Source organism: Rhizobium bangladeshense, from assembly GCF_001662075.1.
GTDB lineage: Bacteria > Pseudomonadota > Alphaproteobacteria > Rhizobiales > Rhizobiaceae > Rhizobium > Rhizobium bangladeshense_B.
Window position 1 is genome coordinate 649,678 of record NZ_LYPL01000001.1, and the last position, 17,077, is coordinate 666,754.

Consider the following 17,077-nt stretch of genomic DNA (forward strand, 5'->3'; position numbering starts at 1 on the left):
TAGAACAGGATTCAGACTTTAGGGCCGACCCGGCCTAAAATCATCCTGTTCTGGCCGCAATCATGTCTTTCAATATGGCGGCGAGACGGGCGCCACCGACAGGCGCCATGTCCTTGGTTTCTTCATGGCTGAGCTCATTGCCGGTCATGCCTGCCCCATAGTTGGTGATGACGGAGGCGGCGGCAACCCTCAGTCCCAGCATTCTTGCGATGATGACCTCGGGCACCGTCGACATGCCGACGGCATCGGCGCCAAGGATGCGCGCCATGCGGATTTCGGCCGGCGTTTCGAAGCTCGGGCCGGAGAACCACATATAGACACCCTGCGCCAGCTCGATCTTGAGCTTTGCCGCAGCCTTCCGCATCGCGCTAGCAAGACCGGCATCATAGGCATTGGTCATGCCGACGAAGCGATGATCGCTTTCCTCGCCGATCAGCGGGTTCATGCCGGAATAGTTGATATGGTCGGTGATCTGCATTACCGAACCGGGCGGCATGTCGTCACGCAGCGATCCTGCCGAATTGGTCAGGATCAGCGCCTCGACGCCGAGCGCCTTCAAGACCTCGATCGGCAGGCGCATGGCGTTGGGATCGCCCTTCTCGTAATAATGCACGCGGCCGGAAAGCATGACGACGGGCACGCCGCCGAGCCGGCCGGCGACGACCTCGCCGGCATGGCCGGAGACGGCGCTGACGGGAAAGCCCGGCAGGTCGCGATAGGGAATACGCACGGCGCCGTCCAGCTGACCAACGAGGGAGCCAAGACCGGAGCCGAGCACGATGCCATGGCGTGGCTTGATGGCGCCGAGCAAGGCGGCGAGCAGGTCGACCGTCGCCTTCATCCGAGTTCCGTCTCGAAGCTGAAGGGAAGAAGCTCTTCCATGGTCATGTTCTTCTGCACGCCGGCCTCGTCGCAGAGATAGATCTTCGTGTCCTTGGAAGCGAATTCGGAGATCTTCTGGCGGCAGCCGCCGCAGGGCGGGCAGAGCGGCAGCTTCTCGGCGATAACAGCCATTTCGACGATCTTCTTCGCGCCGCCCATGATCATGGCGCTGATGGCCGTCGGCTCGGCGCACCAGCCTTGCGGAAAGGAGAGGTTTTCAATGTTGGCGCCGGTATAGACCTTGCCGTCCTCGGCGCGGATCGCCGCGCCGACGGGAAATTTCGAATAGGGCGCATGGGCAAAGACCATGGCGCCGCGTGCGGCTTCGAACAGGTCATGGGACATGATCAACGTTCCTTCGTATAGGGCACGCCGCCGGCCTTCGGCGGGATCGCGATGCCGATGAAGCCGGCAAGCAGAATGCAGGTGAGGACATAGGGCAGCGCCTGGAAGACCTGAACAGGCACTGTGCCGATCAGCGGCACCTCCTTGCCCTGCATGAAATTCGCCAGCGCATCGAGGAAGCCGAAGAGCAGGCAGGCGAACATGACAGGCACCGGCTTCCACTTGGCAAAGACGAGGGCGGCGAGCGCGATATAGCCCTTGCCGGCCGACATGTCCTTGATGAAGGCGGCCGACTGGGCGATCGCCAGATAGGTACCGGCAAAGCCGCAGAGGATGCCGGCGCACATGACGGCGCGGTAGCGCAGCCAGGCGACCGAGATGCCGGCGGTGTCGACTGCACCCGGGTTTTCGCCGACGGCGCGCATCCGCAAGCCGAAGCGCGTACGGTAAAGCACCCACCAGGAGAAGGGCACCGCGAGAAAGGCGAGATAAGTGAGGATATTGTTGCCCGATATGACGTTGGCATAGAGCGGGCCGAGGATCGGCACGTCACGGAGGGCATCGGCACCCGGCAGGATGATCGGCGCGAAGCGTGCATCCGGCGGCAGCTGCGGCGTGCGCCCGCCCTGGCCGAACCAGGCCTGGCCGAGCACGATGGTGATGCCGGCGATGAAGAAGTTGATCGCCACGCCCGAAACGATCTGGTTGCCGCGGTTGGTGATTGAGGCAAAGCCATGCACCAGGCTCAGCGCCACCGAGCAGACGATGCCGGCGCCGAGGCCCAGCCAGGCCGAACCGGTGAGATAAGCCACGCAGGCAGCGGCGAATGCCGAGCCCAGCATCTTGCCTTCGAGGCCGATATCGAAAACGCCCGCACGCTCTGAAAATAGGCCGGCGAGTGCCGTGAAGATCAGCGGAATGGAGAGCCGGACCGTCGAACTCAGGACGTTGATGAAAATGTCGTAATAATCCATCGTCCGCTCCTCAGGCTGGCTTGAACTGCTGGTAGATGTGCACCATTGCCGGCCGGAACATATATTCCAGCGCGCCGGCAAAGAGGATCACCAGACCCTGGATGACGAGGATCATCTCACGGGTGATATTCGGCATTTCGAAAGAGATCCAGTCACCGCCCTGATAGAGGGTGCCGAAGAGGATCGCCGCCAGGATGATGCCGAGCGGATGGTTGCGGCCCATCAGCGAGACCGCGATGCCGACGAAGCCGGCGCCGCCGACGAACTCGACCTGCAGACGGGCGGAGGAGCCCATGACGGGATTGAGCGCCATCATGCCTGCGAGCGCGCCAGAAAGCAGCATGGCGATGATAACGATCCGTGCATAGGGAATGCCGGCATAGTCGGCGGCGGTCGAGCTCACACCCAGCGTGCGCATCTCGAAGCCGAGCTTGGTGCGCCAGATGAGGATCCAGACAAACCAAGCGGCAAAGAGGGCGACGATGAAGGAGACGTTAAAGGGGGCGGCACCGAGCTTGGCTCCGAACATCGTCATCAGCCAGTCGAGCTTGGGAAGCTGACCGCCTTCGAGGAAGGTGCGGGTTTCCGGCGCCATCTTGCCCGGTACGATCAGCACGTGCACCAGCAGATAGACCATGAGGGCGGCGGCGATATAGTTGAACATGATCGTCGTGATGACGATGTGGCTGCCGCGCTTGGCCTGAAGGAAAGCGGGGATGAAGGCCCAGGCTGCGCCGAAAATGCCGGCGCCGACGATGGCGACCGGCATCGTCACATACCAGGGCACGTAATTGTCGAGCGCGAGCGCCGCAAGCGCACAGCCGAGGCCGCCGATATAGGCCTGGCCTTCGGAGCCGATGTTGAAGAGACCGGCATGGATCGCCACCGCGACGGAAAGGCCGGTGAAAATGAAGCTCGTCGCATAGTAGAGCGTGAAGCCTATGCCTTCGCCGCTGCCAAAAGCGCCTTCGATCAGCAGGGAAAGGGCGGCAAGCGGGCTCTCGCCGATCAGCCAGACGACGAAGCCCGAGATCAGGAAGGCGACGATGAGGTTCAGAAGCGGTATCAGACCGTAATTGATCCAGTTAGGCAGCGGAATGGAAGCAGTGCTCATAAGGGCCTCACGCGGCAATGCCGGCCATCATCAGGCCGAGGGTCTGTTCACCGGCATCGGGCGTCTTCTCGCCGACGATGTTGCCGGCAAACATGACAAGGATACGGTCTGAAAGGGCGCGGATTTCGTCGAGTTCGACGGAGACGAGCAGGATCGCCTTTCCCGCATCGCGCATTTCGATGATCCGGCGGTGGATGAATTCGATGGCGCCGATATCGACGCCGCGCGTCGGCTGGCCGATGATCAGCATCTTCGGGTCGCGCTCGATCTCGCGGGCGACGACGATCTTCTGCTGATTGCCGCCGGAAAAGTTCGCCGTCTTCAGCCGCGGATTTGGCGGGCGGATGTCGTATTTTTCGATCTTTTCCATTGCGTCCTTGCGGATCGCCTCGAGATCGAGCAGCGGGCCTTTGCTATAGCCCGGGCGGCGGTGATAGCCGAGCACGGAATTTTCGTATTCCTCGAATTTCAGCACCAGGCCCATATGATGGCGGTCCTCGGGAATATGAGCGAGGCCGAGATCGCGCAGGCGGGCGGGATCGGCTTTGTCGATCGTCTGGCCGTCGAGGAGGATTTCGCCGGAGGTGGGCTTGCGGATACCGGCAATCGCTTCGAGCAATTCGGACTGGCCGTTGCCGGCAACCCCGGCGATGCCGACGATCTCGCCGGCGCGGACATCGAAGGAGACATTGTCGACCATGGTGACGCCGCGATTGTCCTTGACTGTGAGGTTGCGAACCGTGAGCACCGGCGCGCCGGGGTTCGCCTGACCCTTCTGAACGCGCAGCAGCACGCGGCGGCCGACCATCAGCTCGGCAAGCTCCTCAACCGTCGTTTCCGCCGTCTTGCGGGTCGCCACCATCTCGCCGCGGCGCATGACCGAGACCGTATCGGTGATCGCCATGATCTCGCGCAGCTTGTGGGTGATGAGAATGATCGTCTTGCCCTGATCGCGCAGCACCTTGAGGATGCGGAAAAGATGGTCGGCCTCCGCCGGCGTCAGCACGCCTGTCGGCTCGTCGAGGATCAGGATCTCGGCGCCGCGGTACATGGCTTTCAGGATTTCGACACGCTGCTGCAGGCCGACCGGCAGCTCTTCGATGAGCGCATCGGGATCGACTTCCAGCCCATATTCCGTTTCCAGCCGCTTGAGCTCGGCACGGGCCGATGCGACGCCTCTGGCCAACAGCGAGCCGCCTTCGGCGCCGAGCATGATATTCTCGAGCACGGTGAAATTATCGACCAGCATGAAATGCTGGTGCACCATGCCGATGCCGGCTGCGATCGCCGCCTGGCTGTCACGGATGGTGACGGGATTGCCGTTGACGCGGATCTCGCCGCTGTCGGCATGGTAGAAACCGTAGATGATCGACATCAGCGTCGATTTGCCGGCACCGTTTTCACCGATGATGCCGTGGATCGTTCCCTTGGCAACGGTGAGGTTGATATCCTTGTTGGCGTGGACGGCACCGAATTTTTTATCGATGCCGACAAGCTCGATAGCGGGCTTATCTGTCACAGCAGGCTCCAAATAAGAAAAGGGCGTATGGCGAAAATCCCCTCCGCCATACGCCCGATCTCAATCGTCAATTACATCAGGGCGCGGATCACTTCGGGCAAGCGTTGTCCGAGGTGTAATCGTGAACCTTGACGGTTCCGGCGATGATGTCGGCCTTGGCCTTGTCCACGGCAGCCTGCATTTCCGGCGTGATCAGCGACTTGTTGTTGTCGTCGATCGCGGCGCCGACACCATCTTCCTTGACGCCAAGCGCCTGGACGCCGCCGGTGAACTTGTCGTTCTTGGTGTCGGTGTAGGCGTTGTAGACGGCAAGATCGACGCGCTTGACCATCGAGGTCAGCACCGAGCCCGGATGCAGATGGTTCTGGTTGGAGTCGACGCCGATCGACAGCTTCTTGTTGTCGGCGGCGGTCTGCAGAACGCCGAGGCCGGTGGCGCCGGCCGCCGCGTAAATGACGTCAGCGCCCTGATCGATCTGGTTCTTCGTGAGCTCACCGCCGCGAACCGGGTCGTTCCAGGCCGCACCTGTTGTGCCGGTCATGTTCTGGAATACCTGGATATCGGCCTTGGCGGCGCGGGCGCCCTGCTCATAGCCGCATTCGAACTTGCGGATCAGCGGAATGTCCATGCCGCCGACGAAACCGACCTTGCCGGTCTTGGAGGCCATGGCGGCGAGAATGCCGACGAGATAGGAGCCTTCTTCTTCCTTGTAGACGACCGAACGGACGTTCGGCTTATCGACGACGGAGTCGACGATGATGAACTTGGTGTCGGGGAATTCGGCTGCGACCTTCTCTATGGCCGAAGTCCAGGCGAAGGAGACGGCGACCACGGGATTGAAGCCGCGGCTTGCGAAGTTGCGGATGGCCTGTTCGCCCTGGGTGTCGCCCGTCGGCTCAAAGTCGCGATAGGCAATACCGGTCTCGGCCTTGAACTTCTCGGCGCCGTTATAGGCCGCTTCGTTGAAAGACTTATCGAACTTCCCGCCAGTGCCGTAAACCAGCGCCGGCTTGACATCGGCGGCCAGCGCCGTCGTCGACATGGCAGCCACGGCAAGGAGAGTGAGAAGGGATTTTTTCATTGTGCAGCCCTGTTGTTGCTATTCGTTGGGGTCCTCCCGCAAGCCCTTTTCGGACATGTCTGCGGAACCACCGACCTCCCCCCGGAGGCCTGGCTGCGCGCATCCTTGCATGGCTCACGGAAAAATTCACCAGAAATTTTTCAGGCGGTAAAGATTTGCAGCGATTGCTGAAAATCAGTTCTGCTGGGCGGATTTTTGGACATCTCGCCGACCGAGATGCGGATTTTTTAGCCGATCCGCTGGCCGTTGCTGAAACCGGGGAAGAGCAAATGCACCCGGTCTTTTGCCGGATCGCACCGGCTCAACAGCGAAAGCGCGTCGCATCAAATTTGATTCATGCGACGCACTTTAGCACTTTGTTTTATGCATGTCGTTGCCCCGGAACCGCTGCACATTTCCGGGCGACATGCATTAAGCCGTGAAGCGACCGGCGATCGGCGGCTTCTTGTAGCCGATCATCCAAAGAAGCAGCGCGATCACCAGAAAGACTGCAAAGGCCGGCTGGAGCATCAGCCACTGGAAGATGAAGGCGTAGAAGCGGGGATGGATATAGTAGGAAAGCGCAGATTGCAGCGACGTCAGCGTGTCCGGGCTCACATCCTGCCAAGCCTCCGACATCGGCGTCATGACAACGGCGGAAGCCGCAACCGACTGGATCGAATCGATGGTCCCGGCAATAACGGCCGCCGCAAGCGCGACAAGACTGGCCAGACGCAACAGGAAACGCATCAACTCCTCCGACGCTTCGATATGCCGGACAATTCCGGCGGACCCGCGCCATTCTCCACCTTGAGAATTACATAGTCATCGATGGGGTGAAGCACAATGGACGGGCGCAAGCGAGTTTTATCCGAAGAAGTCAAAAAACTGTTAGATTTGGGTTGATCGGCAAAAATTCATCGGTATATATCGCGCCGTTCCGACGATTTGCTCCTCTCCTGGTGCGAACGCCAAAGGACAGGTGGCCGAGTGGTTTAAGGCGCACGCCTGGAACGCGTGTGTACGTGAAAGCGTACCGAGGGTTCGAATCCCTCCCTGTCCGCCATTTTTCGTTGGATCTTGTGTCATAGTGCGGCACTCTGTGCGGCGGTACGCAAATACTCCTGCCGCAGCTCTACAAAGACGGTCCAGCCATCCTCTCGACACCGAACTGAGGGGGTCCGCTTCATTTCCTGAGGAGGCGGCCGGATTCGGCAGGCCGCCTTCGCAAAAGATGCGCTTCCCCACTCTGATTGTCGCAAGCGCCAATGATCCTTTCCGCACGCTCGACCATGCCCAGGCCGAGCCGATCTCTGGGGTAGCGGCCTTGTCGAGATCGGTGCTTTCGGCCATATCAACGGGCAAAGCGGCCTTGAGGAGTGGACGCAGGGGAAGGCTCTGCTGACGGCCTTCGCCGCCGGATTGGCAAAACGTGATCGGGTGTGATCTAGCCGAATACACCACGCGATTCCTGAATTTTTACCATGCCGCTTCACCGGGTCTTTGCACGTGACGCGGTATGCTTTGGAAAATTAAAAACCAGAGGTAAAACAGATGGAAGAACTTTCGGTGAAGTCGAAGATCATCAAATCCGTCTATTTCAGCCAGGAAGACGGGCGGCTCAGAATCTGCTTCAAGAATGGCGAAGAGCGGCTGTTCGAGGGCGTTCCCTCTTCGGAAGCCCATGCGATGACGGCGGCCCCGTCTCCCGGCCATTATTACCTAGACCGGATCAGAACCCGGTTTCGCAGACTGGCAGCATGAACCGTCGAGCATGCCGTAGCCGACCTGACGGACGGTATGGAATCGGCACAGATCCGGTGGATATTAACCGGCCGTTCACTGTCCATATCATCTTTGTTGGATCGGCCCGGCCGGAAGGCGACAACTTGTCGATGCTGCCGTTTTACGAATCGGCCAGCCGGGAGGCTCGGCGGCGGACCCCAGCCAGGAAGCCGGGCCTCCCCGTCAACTCCGTGCGTCGCGATAGCGAATTAGGGCTAATCCTGTGAAAAACCGGAATCATCCCATCCGGACTCGACAAGGCTTCATTAGCATGATTGCATAAACCCAATCAAAACGGGGGGTGACGATGTTTGAGGATCTGCTTGAGATGCAGGAACGCGGTGCACGCGACCGTTCGCTCGGCCGCAGTCTGGCCGACAATCCGATGTCGAAACCGGATGTCCTGCCGATCACCGACCTTCAGGAATGGTTTTCGATGTTCGACGCCTGGCGCTTCGGCTGGGCAATCGAGGACGCGATGGCCGGGCACATCGATATGCCGCGGGACGGCCACGCCGCGCCCTGGGACGGCCACGCCGTATCCGGGGACGGCCGTGCGGCGCGGCGCGCTTAAACCAGGACGGTTTGATCGACCCTGTCCTCGGTGCCGAAGAATTTCAGGTAACGTTCGACCTCTGCCGGTTCGCCGGTCGCCTTCTGCGGATTGTCTGAGAGCTTCACCGCCGGACGGCCATTGGCATCGCTGACTTTGCAGACGACCGAGATCGGGTTGAGGCCCGAGATTTCGGTCGGGGCGCAGCCGGCAAAATCATTGGTCAGGTTCGTGCCCCAGCCGAAGCTCATCCGCACCCGGCCTTCGAAATGGCGGTAGGTATCGATGATGGCGTCGACATCGAGGCCGTCGGAAAAGATTAAGAGCTTCTGGCGCGGATCGCGGCCCATCTTTTTCCACCAGTCGATGATCTTCTCACCGCCTTCGATCGGCGGCGCGCTGTCCGGCCGGAAGCCGGTCCAGTCGGCCACCCATTCCGGCGCGTCGCGCAGGAAGGCCGCAGTGCCAAAGGCATCTGGCAGGACGATCAGAAGGTTGCCGCCATAGAGCTTGTTCCAGTCGCGCAGGATCTTGTAAGGCGCGTTGCGCAGCTGCTCGTCGGTTTGCGCCAGGGCAGCGGCCACCATCGGCAACTCATGGGCATTGGTGCCGACCGCCTCGAGATCGGAATCCATAGCCAGCAATACATTGCTGGTGCCGGTAAAAGCCGGGCCGATGCCTTCCTTCAGCGCCTCGACGCACCAGCGCTGCCAGAGAAAACTGTGGCGCCGGCGGGTGCCGAAATCGGAAATGCGTAAGCCCGGCAGTTCCCTCAGCCGCTCGACCTTCGACCACATCTTCGCCTTGGCGCGGGCATAGAGCACGTCAAGGGTGAAAGGGCCGAGCGCTTTCATCGCCGAGCGCGACCGGAGCTCGTTGACAATCGCGAGCGCCGGGATCTCCCACATCGTGGTTTCCTTCCAGGCCCCATGAAAATCCAGCACATATTGGCCGTCCTTCTTCGACAGCTCGTATTCGGGAAGCTGGAAGTTGGAAAGCCAGGCGAGGAACTCCGGCTCGAAAATCTGCGCGCGGCCGTAGAAGCTGTTACCCGCAAGCCAGATCATCTCCTTCTTGGAGAGCCTCAGCGTACGGGCGTGATCCAGCTGTTCACGCAGTTCGCCTTCGTCGATCTCCTCGGCGAGGTGGACGCGCTTGGTCCGGTTGATCAGCGTGAAGGAGGCATTGACGTCTGGATAGAGCTTCCAGATCATCTGCAGCATCAGCAGCTTGTAGAAGTCGGTATCGATCAGGCTGCGGATGATCGGGTCGAGCTTCCAAGCGTGATTGTAGACGCGTCTTGCAATATCGGTCTTGGCCATGAATTCCTGCCCCTGTCCAATCCGGTCAGGTGCTGCCAAGTTTGCGGGCCGGCGCACGAAACCGGCTCGTGCGTCTTCTTATCGAAAAATCGGCAGGAAAAGTCCAGACAAAACATAAACATCCCGCCGCGGCATGGCGGCGGGATGGGGAGATCATCTGGAATTGGTCTATTGGGCCGGCGCCGCTGGCTGGGCCGGTGCCGGCGCAGCATTCGGGGCCGGCGCTGTCGGCACGGCATTGCCGTTCTGCGGGGTCGGCGCAGGTGTTGCGTCCGATTGCTGTTGCTGGAGCTGCTGGCCGGGCTGCTGCGGCGTCACTTCCTCTGCCTCGCGATTGCCCCAGATCTCGACCGGGATCCAAACGACGAAAGCGAGGATCAGCGCGACGAGCAGCACCGTCAGGATGCGGTATCCCATGCGCCCCTGTTTGGCCTTGACCGGCGGGATCTGCTCTTCCTTGTGAAGCTTGCCGTCGGATTTTTCCCAGCGTGTTTCCGTCTGATGCGCCATCATCGTCTCCTTCCGCTGCCTTGGCGGCCGATCCGGCCGCAAGAAACTTTCGCAGAGAAAACGGTCAGTCGTCTCGAAGGTTCCGGACGCTCAATAGCCGGCGGCGCGGTCGACCACGAATTCCAGCGGCTCACCGCGCTCGAAGCGGGCGATCTGCGTCTCGACATGGCGGAACAGCGCGTTCTCTTCGGAGACCGCCGCGTCATGCGGGGTGATGAAGACGTTCTCCATATCCCATAGCGGGCTGTCTGACGGGAGTGGCTCCACCTCGAAAACATCAAGCGAAGCGCCGCCGAGGATCCCGTCCCGGATGGCCGAGACGATGTCGGCCTCGACCTGGCTCCGGCCGCGGCCGGCATTGATGAGGACCGGCCGCCCGAGCGCACCGTCGCGGCGAAGCCTTTTAAATAGCCCGCGATCATAAAAACCGGTGGTATCAGGTGTCAGCGGCAGAAGGCCGACGAGAATGTCGGTCCTGGCGAGGAACCCGTCCAGCTCGCGCGCGTCGAAGGTTTCGACGCCGTCGATCTCTTTGCGGGTACGCGACCAGCCGATGACGTTGAAACCCATCACCTTCAGCTTGGCGACCGCGTCCTGCCCGAGCACGCCGAGGCCCATGACGCCGACCGTCACCTCCGCTGCTTCGGGCGCGATCAACTTGGCCCATTCGCGCCGCCGCTGATGGCTGTCATGGGCGTATTGCCCACGCAGATGCATCAGGCATTGCATTACCACCCATTCGCTCATGCGGGTGGTCAGGCTGCGGTCGACGAAACGAACGATCGGTATGTCAGGCAGGCCGTCCATGCCGATGATATGGTCGACGCCGGCGCCGCCCGAGAAGATGACCTTGAGGTTCGGCGCCCGGTTGAAAAGATCGGCATCCGGCTTCCAGACAAGCGCGTATTCGGCCGCGCTGAGATCCCGCGTCCGATCGGCCGGATCGGCGAGATTGAAGCTGCCGCGGTCGGCAAAGGCCGTTTTCAGCACGCGGGCGACGCCTTCGGAATTGAACTTGATGTCGACGAGAACAGGAGAAGGTGTGGACATGATGTTCTTACTGCTGCACGGCGGGCGTCGGCACCGCCTCGATGTTGAAAGCGGCGGCCATCAGCGCCTTGGTGTAATCGTCTTTCGGAGCACGGAAGATTTCCGAGGAAGGCCCCTGCTCCACCACCTTGCCGAAACGCATGACGATGACGTCGTTAGCAAGCGCCTTCACCACCTTCAGGTCATGGCTGATGAAGAGATAGGCGAGGTCGTGCTTCTTCTGCAGGTCGCGCAGGAGATCAACGACCTGGGCCTGGACGCTCATGTCGAGCGCCGAGGTCGGCTCGTCGAGCATGACGAAGCGCGGTTTGAGCACCATGGCGCGGGCAATGGCGATGCGCTGGCGCTGGCCGCCGGAGAATTCATGCGGGTAACGCCACCGGGTCAGAGGGTCGAGGCCGACCTCCTCCAGCGCCCAGCAGACGCGCTGGTCGCGCTCTTCGGCGCTCAAGGAGCGCTCATGCACCTTCAGCCCTTCGGCGATGATATCGCCGACCGACATGCGCGGGCTCAGCGAGCCGTAAGGATCCTGGAAGACGATCTGCAGCTGGTTGCGCAGCGGCCGCATCTCGCTGAACGAATAGCCGGCTATATCCTTGCCAACGAAAGCGATCCGCCCTTGCGAGGAGATCAGCCGCGTCAGCGCCAGGCCGAGTGTGGTCTTGCCGGAACCGGATTCGCCGACGACACCGAGCGTTTGGCCGGCGCGCAGCGAAAGATCGATGCCGTCGACTGCCTTGACGTGGTCGACGACGCGGCGCATCAGCCCCGCCTTGATCGGGAACCAGACGCGAATGTCGGAACCTTCCATCACCACCGGCTTCGACGGATCGGCAAGCGGCGGCTCGCCGCGCGGCTCGGAGGCGAGGAGGTGGCGGGTATAGTCATGCTTCGGATTGGCGAAGACCTCGGCGACGGTTCCCGTCTCGACGATCCTTCCCTTCGTCATCACGCAGACGCGATCGGCGAATTTGCGTACGATGCCGAGATCATGGGTGATGAACAGCAGCGACATGCCGTGCGCCGCCTTCAATTGCCGCAGCAGTTCGAGAATCTGCGCCTGCACGGTGACGTCGAGCGCCGTGGTCGGCTCGTCGGCGATCAGCAATTCCGGCCGGTTGGCGAGCGCCATGGCGATCATGACACGCTGGCGCTGGCCGCCGGACAGTTCGTGCGGATAGGCCTTCAACCGCTTTTCCGGCTCGCGGATGCCGACCTGGTTCAACAGTTGCAGCACGCGCTGGCGCGCCGGCTCGCCGGTGATGCCCTGGTGCAGCGCGAGGATTTCGGCAATCTGCTTCTCGATCGTATGGAGCGGATTGAGCGAGGTCATCGGCTCCTGGAAGATCATGGTGATGTCGTTGCCGCGAACCTCACGCAACGCCCGTTCCGACGCCTTCAAGAGGTCGTTGCCCTTGAACAGGATTTCGCCGGAGGGGTGGCTTGCCGAGGGATAGGGCAAGAGCTTCAGGATCGAATTGGCCGAGACCGACTTGCCGGAACCGGATTCGCCGACCAGCGCCACGACCTCGCCCTTGGCGATATCGAAAGAGATGCGATCGACGGCAAGAGAGGTCTCGCCGCCCTGGTGAAAGGCAACCGAGAGATCGCGGACGGAAAGGAGCGGTTCTGTCATGTCATTCATTGAAACGTCTTCCTCGGGTCGAAGGCGTCGCGCACGGCTTCGCCGATGAAGATCAGCAGGGACAGCATGATCGACATGGCGAAGAAGGCCGTCAGCCCGAGCCATGGCGCCTGCAGGTTGGTCTTGCCCTGGGCGATCATCTCCCCGAGCGACGGGGAGCCCGGCGGCATACCGAAGCCCAGGAAATCGAGCGACGTCAGCGTCGTGATCGAGCCGGAGAGGATGAAAGGCAGGAAAGTCAGCGTCGCGACCATGGCGTTCGGCAGCAGATGGCGCCACATGATGGTGCGGTTGTTGACGCCGAGCGCACGGGCAGCGCGCACATATTCAAAATTGCGGGCGCGCAGGAATTCGGCGCGCACCACGCCGACGAAGCCGACCCAGGAAAAGAGCAGCATGATGCCGAGCAGCACGAAGAAGCCGGGCGGCAGGATGGCGGCGATGATGAGCAGGATGTAGAGCACCGGCATCGACGACCAGATCTCGATCAAGCGCTGCAGCAAAAGATCGGTCCAGCCACCGAAATAACCCTGAACCGCGCCGGCCGTGACGCCGATGATCGCCGAGCAGATGGTGAGCGCCAGCCCGAAGAGCACCGAGATGCGGAAGCCGTAGATGACGCGGGCGAGCACGTCGCGGGCCTGATCGTCGGTGCCGAGCCAATTGAGATTGCCGAGCGTGCAGGCAGGGTCGTTCACCCCTTGCGGATAGCCGGAGCAGCGCTCCTCCTTGGTCATCAGCCAGAAAGGAGCGGTCGGCGCCGAATGCGGAATGTTGGAGTTGACCGAGCGGTAGGAATAGCGGACCGGCGGCCAGATCATCCAGCCATTGGCGTTGATCTCGTCCGATATCACCGAGGAGCGGTAGTCGGTTTCGGCGAGAAAGCCGCCGAACTTTTCCTCGGGATAATCGATCAGCACGGGAAACAGGATTTCGCCCTTGTAGGAGGCGACGATCGGCCGGTCGTTGGCGAGGAACTCGGCAAAGAGGCTCAGCACGAACAGCAGCAGGAAAAGCCACAGCGACCAGTAGCCTCGGCCGTTCGCCCGGAAATTCTGCCATCGGCGGATATTGGTCGGCGACAGCAGTCCCTTGCGCGGCGGCTTGACGGGGGTTGCCGTGGCGGGTTTTGCGGCGGTGTCCATCAGACATCCCTCCGCTCGAAATCGATGCGCGGATCGATCCAGGTGTAGATCAGGTCGGAGATCAGGCTGACGAAAAGGCCGAGCAGCGAGAAGATGTAGAGCGTGGCGAAGACGATCGGATAATCCCGGTTGACCACCGAGAGATAGCCCAGGCGGCCGAGACCATCGAGCGAGAAGATGTTTTCGATCAGCAGCGAGCCGGTGAAGAAGGCGGAGATGAAGGCGCCGGGAAAACCGGCGATGATGATCAGCATGGCATTGCGGAACACATGGCCGTAAAGCACCTGCCGCTCGTTCAGGCCCTTGGCGCGGGCGGTGACGACATATTGCTTCTTGATCTCCTCGATGAAGGAATTCTTGGTGAGCAGCGTCGTCGTGGCGAAAGCGGCGAGCGAAAGCGAGATCAGCGGCAAGGTGAGGTGCCAGAAATAATCGAGCGGCTTCTGCCACCAGGCGAGCTGGTCGAAATTATCGGAAACCAGCCCCCGCAGCGGGAACCAGTCGTAAAAGGAGCCGCCGGCGAAAAGCACGATCAGCAGAATGCCGAAGAGAAAGCTAGGCACCGCGTAACCGACGACGATGACGCCCGAGGTCCAGACATCGAAGGTCGATCCGTCCTTGACCGCCTTGCGGATACCAAGGGGAATGGAAATCGCATAGGAGAAGATCAGGATCCAGATGCCGAGCGAGATCGACACCGGCAGCTTTTCCTTGATGAGGTCGAGCACCGAAGTGTTGCGGAAGAAACTCTCACCGAAATCGAAGCGGATGTAGTTCCACATCATCTCGCCGAAACGCGTCAGCGGCGGCTTGTCGAAGCCGAACTGTTTTTCGAGCTTGGCGATCAGTTCCGGATCGAGCCCCTGGGCGCCGCGATATCTGGAGCCTTCGTCCCCTCCTCCATCACCCATCAGGTCGCCGCCGCCCGACAGGCGCTGGTCGGCGCCATCGGCCTGGCCGGTCAATTGCGCGATCACCTGCTCGACCGGGCCGCCGGGGGCGAATTGCACGACGATGAAAGAGATCGCCATGATGCCGATGATGGTCGGGATCATTAAAAGCAGGCGGCGAATGACATAGGCGCCCATCAGCCTTCGGCCTCCGGAAATCTTCTTCTTGTCTGCCTGCCGTCCAGTCTAATGCCGCTCAATCCGCCAGCCTTCCCTTGCCGGCCCTGCCGGCTTGTCGTGATTCGATTGTGCCATTTGGAGCCCAGAGCCCCACCATTGCAAGCCCGCTCATTTTGCCGAGGCCGACCACCAGGCATCGGGGAAGCCAAGGCTGTAAGCCGGGAATTCGGCCGGATGGGTGATCGTGTTCCAATGGACGATGTTTTGGGTACCGCGGTAGAACAGCGGGATGACGTAATGGTTTGCAAGCAGGACCCTGTCCATCGCCTTGATCGCCGCGACCTGTTCATCGCGGTTCGGCGCGAAGATGATCATGCGGATGAGTTCGTCAACCGCCGGATTGGCGATGCCGGCATAATTTTGGGACCCTTGCTGATTGACCGAAGCGGATCCCCAATAGTCGACCTGCTCGTTGCCAGGGTTCATAGACTGCGCCCAAACATTCCAGATCATGTCGTAGTCGAAGCTGCGTTCGCGATTGACGGCTTGCGATGCATCGACTGTCCGCACCCGCGCATCTATGCCGATTTTCTTGAGATTGTTGGCATAAGGCACCGCCCAGCGCTCCAACATCGGGCTCGACAACAGTATCTCGAAGCTCATCGGCTGGCCGGTCTTGGTGTTGACCATGCGGTTGCTCTTGATCTCCCAACCAGCTTCTTTCAGTAGTGCAATCGCCTTGCGAAGGTTGTCGCGGCTTTTCTGCGGGTCACCGCCGACGGGATTGGTGTACGGCGTCGTGAAGACCTCGGGCGGAACCTTGTCCTTCATGCCCTGCAATATTTCCAGTTCACGTCCCTGCGGCAGGCCGGAAGAGGCAAGCTCGGTGTTCCAAAAATAGCTGTCGATGCGCTTGTAGCTGTTGAAGGCAACCGTGCGGTTCAGCTCCTCGAAGTCGAAACCGTAGTTCAGCGCTTCGCGGACCCGCTCGTCCTTAAACAGATCACGCCGCATATTGGGCACGAGAGCCTGCAGGATTCCGGTGGAGCGCAGCGGGTTTGCAACCTCTTCCTTCTTGACGCGTCCTTCCTTCACTGCGGGGAAATCATATCCCGTCGCCCAGCGGGCAGCTGTGGTTTCCTGCCAGTAGTCGCTGTTGCCGGCGCGAAAGGCTTCGAACTCGACGTCCCGATCACCGAAATAGGTGTAGATGATGTTACGGAAATTGTTCTGGCCGACATTCACATTGAGATCCTTGCCCCAATAGTCGTCACGCAGTTCATAACGGATCGTCGCTCCGGGCGAGAAGGATGCAATCTTATAAGGTCCGGACCCCATCACGGGCTCGAGCGTCGTCTTTGAAATATCGCGGGGCTTGCCGTCCGGTCCCTGCCCCTCCCACCAATGTTTCGGCACGACAACCAACTGGCCGAGAATGTTCGGAAGCTCGCGATTGTTCTTCTCGTCGAAAGTGAAGGTGATATCTCGATCGCCGGTTTTTTCGGCCTTTACCACGTGCCGATAGTAGTTTGCGGTGACGGGATTGAGCTCCTTGGTCTTATCCAGGCTGAAGATGACATCCTCGGGCGTGACCGGCTGCCCGTCCGCCCATTTTGCCTCCCTGCGCAGGCGAAAGGTCGCACTCGAAACATCGGCGGGGAAGGACAGCCCTTCGGCAAGGAGGCCATAGGACACAAGCAGCTCGTCATCGGCGGGCTTCATCAACGTGTCGTATACGAGCGTCAGGCCTACCGCCGTCTGGCCTTTGGCAAGCAGCGGATTGAACGTATCGAAGGCGCCGCTCGCGGAAAGGCGCAGATCTCCGCCCTTTGGGGCATCTGGATTGACGTAGTCGAAATGGGCAAAGCCCGGCTTGTACTTCATCTCGCTGATGACCGAGCTTCCGATCTGAAACGGCTGATCCTCAGCCATAGACGCGATCGGGACGAGAGCACCCGCAAGCGATAGAAACAGACCGATCCTCGACCACAAAGCCGCCATTCCCATTTCCCCTGAATATTGATGGATTCGACAATACGAGAAATAGGGGCGAAAAACAGGAGAGAGTTTGGTTTTTGCCTGGCTCGCGAATTTTTGAGCCGT

16 protein-coding genes, 1 tRNA gene and 1 pseudogene are annotated in these 17,077 nt (G+C 60.8%); 4 read left to right on the forward strand and 14 right to left on the reverse strand.

Translation table 11 applies throughout. The annotated features are described in order from the left end of the window. Window positions 1-40: 40 nt before the first annotated feature. The 7 genes from A7X77_RS03180 to A7X77_RS03210 all read right to left on the reverse strand — a co-directional run bounded on the left by A7X77_RS03180 (window position 41) and on the right by A7X77_RS03210 (window position 6,644). Window positions 41-841, reverse strand: a complete 801-nt coding sequence (locus A7X77_RS03180) for a purine-nucleoside phosphorylase (RefSeq protein WP_064681537.1) — start codon at window positions 839-841, stop codon at window positions 41-43. After that, complete coding sequence (locus A7X77_RS03185; RefSeq protein ID WP_064681538.1) at window positions 838-1,227, reverse strand: cytidine deaminase; 390 nt, start codon at window positions 1,225-1,227, stop codon at window positions 838-840. Before A7X77_RS03185 ends, A7X77_RS03180 begins: the two co-directional genes overlap by 4 nt. 2 nt (window positions 1,228-1,229) lie before the next feature. Continuing rightward, window positions 1,230-2,201 carry an ABC transporter permease gene (locus A7X77_RS03190; protein WP_064681539.1) on the reverse strand — a complete coding sequence of 324 codons (972 nt, stop codon included), beginning with the start codon at window positions 2,199-2,201 and terminating at the stop codon, window positions 1,230-1,232. A 10-nt stretch (window positions 2,202-2,211) separates the two neighbouring features. Beyond that, entirely contained in the window at window positions 2,212-3,315 is a 1,104-nt protein-coding gene (locus tag A7X77_RS03195) for an ABC transporter permease (RefSeq protein WP_064681540.1), read from the reverse strand. A gap of 7 nt (window positions 3,316-3,322) precedes the next feature. Next, window positions 3,323-4,834 carry an ABC transporter ATP-binding protein gene (locus A7X77_RS03200; protein WP_064681541.1) on the reverse strand — a complete coding sequence of 504 codons (1,512 nt, stop codon included), beginning with the start codon at window positions 4,832-4,834 and terminating at the stop codon, window positions 3,323-3,325. 88 nt (window positions 4,835-4,922) lie between these two features. After that, complete coding sequence (locus A7X77_RS03205; protein ID WP_064681542.1) at window positions 4,923-5,915, reverse strand: BMP family lipoprotein; 993 nt, start codon at window positions 5,913-5,915, stop codon at window positions 4,923-4,925. A 411-nt stretch (window positions 5,916-6,326) separates the two neighbouring features. Next, window positions 6,327-6,644, reverse strand: coding sequence for a hypothetical protein (locus A7X77_RS03210; protein WP_038686170.1), 318 nt, complete (start codon window positions 6,642-6,644; stop codon window positions 6,327-6,329). Between the two features lie 226 nt (window positions 6,645-6,870). Between A7X77_RS03210 and A7X77_RS03215 the strand changes: the two genes are divergently transcribed. The 4 genes and pseudogenes from A7X77_RS03215 to A7X77_RS03225 all read left to right on the forward strand — a co-directional run bounded on the left by A7X77_RS03215 (window position 6,871) and on the right by A7X77_RS03225 (window position 8,253). Continuing rightward, a tRNA-Ser gene (locus A7X77_RS03215) sits at window positions 6,871-6,960 on the forward strand. Window positions 6,961-7,074: 114 nt separating this feature from the next. Beyond that, window positions 7,075-7,340 (forward strand): annotated as a pseudogene (locus A7X77_RS31900) (RBBP9/YdeN family alpha/beta hydrolase); the annotation flags it as partial. A gap of 108 nt (window positions 7,341-7,448) precedes the next feature. Then, complete coding sequence (locus tag A7X77_RS03220; RefSeq protein WP_064681543.1) at window positions 7,449-7,658, forward strand: KTSC domain-containing protein; 210 nt, start codon at window positions 7,449-7,451, stop codon at window positions 7,656-7,658. A gap of 328 nt (window positions 7,659-7,986) precedes the next feature. Next, window positions 7,987-8,253 carry a CrpP-related protein gene (locus tag A7X77_RS03225; RefSeq protein ID WP_082928752.1) on the forward strand — a complete coding sequence of 89 codons (267 nt, stop codon included), beginning with the start codon at window positions 7,987-7,989 and terminating at the stop codon, window positions 8,251-8,253. Here the strand turns inward: A7X77_RS03225 and pncB are convergent. The 7 genes from pncB to A7X77_RS03260 form a co-directional block, all read right to left on the reverse strand. Continuing rightward, on the reverse strand, window positions 8,250-9,554 hold the full coding sequence (pncB, locus tag A7X77_RS03230; protein ID WP_004673542.1) for a nicotinate phosphoribosyltransferase: 1,305 nt from the start codon (window positions 9,552-9,554) through the stop codon (window positions 8,250-8,252). The two genes, A7X77_RS03225 and pncB, sit on opposite strands and share 4 nt — an antisense overlap. A 168-nt stretch (window positions 9,555-9,722) precedes the next feature. Next, window positions 9,723-10,067: a hypothetical protein gene (locus tag A7X77_RS03235; protein WP_064681545.1), complete on the reverse strand. Its 345-nt coding sequence runs from the start codon at window positions 10,065-10,067 to the stop codon at window positions 9,723-9,725. Between the two features lie 87 nt (window positions 10,068-10,154). Continuing rightward, window positions 10,155-11,114 (reverse strand): 2-hydroxyacid dehydrogenase, encoded by a 960-nt coding sequence (locus tag A7X77_RS03240; RefSeq protein WP_064681546.1) that lies wholly within the window; start codon window positions 11,112-11,114, stop codon window positions 10,155-10,157. Between the two features lie 7 nt (window positions 11,115-11,121). After that, window positions 11,122-12,759 (reverse strand): ABC transporter ATP-binding protein, encoded by a 1,638-nt coding sequence (locus A7X77_RS03245; protein WP_064681547.1) that lies wholly within the window; start codon window positions 12,757-12,759, stop codon window positions 11,122-11,124. Continuing rightward, window positions 12,756-13,904 carry an ABC transporter permease gene (locus tag A7X77_RS03250; RefSeq protein WP_064681548.1) on the reverse strand — a complete coding sequence of 383 codons (1,149 nt, stop codon included), beginning with the start codon at window positions 13,902-13,904 and terminating at the stop codon, window positions 12,756-12,758. Before A7X77_RS03250 ends, A7X77_RS03245 begins: the two co-directional genes overlap by 4 nt. After that, the gene (locus tag A7X77_RS03255) at window positions 13,904-14,992 is read right to left on the reverse strand and encodes a microcin C ABC transporter permease YejB (RefSeq protein WP_064681549.1); all 1,089 of its coding nucleotides are present in this window, start codon (window positions 14,990-14,992) and stop codon (window positions 13,904-13,906) included. The genes A7X77_RS03250 and A7X77_RS03255 overlap by 1 nt, the downstream gene beginning before the upstream one ends. Before the next feature lie 150 nt (window positions 14,993-15,142). Then, window positions 15,143-16,975, reverse strand: coding sequence for an extracellular solute-binding protein (locus tag A7X77_RS03260; protein ID WP_064681550.1), 1,833 nt, complete (start codon window positions 16,973-16,975; stop codon window positions 15,143-15,145). Window positions 16,976-17,077 lie beyond the last annotated feature (102 nt).

Bases quoted from the DNA above. Each gene is read 5' to 3' on its own strand.
- A7X77_RS03180 (WP_064681537.1), bottom strand. From the start codon at position 841: ATGAAGGCGACGGTCGACCTGCTCGCCGCCTTGCTCGGCGCCATCAAG.
- A7X77_RS03185 (WP_064681538.1), bottom strand. From the start codon at position 1,227: ATGTCCCATGACCTGTTCGAAGCCGCACGCGGCGCCATGGTCTTTGCC.
- A7X77_RS03190 (WP_064681539.1), bottom strand. From the start codon at position 2,201: ATGGATTATTACGACATTTTCATCAACGTCCTGAGTTCGACGGTCCGG.
- A7X77_RS03195 (WP_064681540.1), bottom strand. From the start codon at position 3,315: ATGAGCACTGCTTCCATTCCGCTGCCTAACTGGATCAATTACGGTCTG.
- A7X77_RS03205 (WP_064681542.1), bottom strand. From the start codon at position 5,915: ATGAAAAAATCCCTTCTCACTCTCCTTGCCGTGGCTGCCATGTCGACG.
- A7X77_RS03210 (WP_038686170.1), bottom strand. From the start codon at position 6,644: ATGCGTTTCCTGTTGCGTCTGGCCAGTCTTGTCGCGCTTGCGGCGGCC.
- A7X77_RS03220 (WP_064681543.1), top strand. From the start codon at position 7,449: ATGGAAGAACTTTCGGTGAAGTCGAAGATCATCAAATCCGTCTATTTC.
- A7X77_RS03225 (WP_082928752.1), top strand. From the start codon at position 7,987: ATGTTTGAGGATCTGCTTGAGATGCAGGAACGCGGTGCACGCGACCGT.
- pncB (WP_004673542.1), bottom strand. From the start codon at position 9,554: ATGGCCAAGACCGATATTGCAAGACGCGTCTACAATCACGCTTGGAAG.
- A7X77_RS03235 (WP_064681545.1), bottom strand. From the start codon at position 10,067: ATGATGGCGCATCAGACGGAAACACGCTGGGAAAAATCCGACGGCAAG.
- A7X77_RS03240 (WP_064681546.1), bottom strand. From the start codon at position 11,114: ATGTCCACACCTTCTCCTGTTCTCGTCGACATCAAGTTCAATTCCGAA.
- A7X77_RS03245 (WP_064681547.1), bottom strand. From the start codon at position 12,759: ATGAATGACATGACAGAACCGCTCCTTTCCGTCCGCGATCTCTCGGTT.
- A7X77_RS03250 (WP_064681548.1), bottom strand. From the start codon at position 13,904: ATGGACACCGCCGCAAAACCCGCCACGGCAACCCCCGTCAAGCCGCCG.
- A7X77_RS03255 (WP_064681549.1), bottom strand. From the start codon at position 14,992: ATGGGCGCCTATGTCATTCGCCGCCTGCTTTTAATGATCCCGACCATC.
- A7X77_RS03260 (WP_064681550.1), bottom strand. From the start codon at position 16,975: ATGGCGGCTTTGTGGTCGAGGATCGGTCTGTTTCTATCGCTTGCGGGT.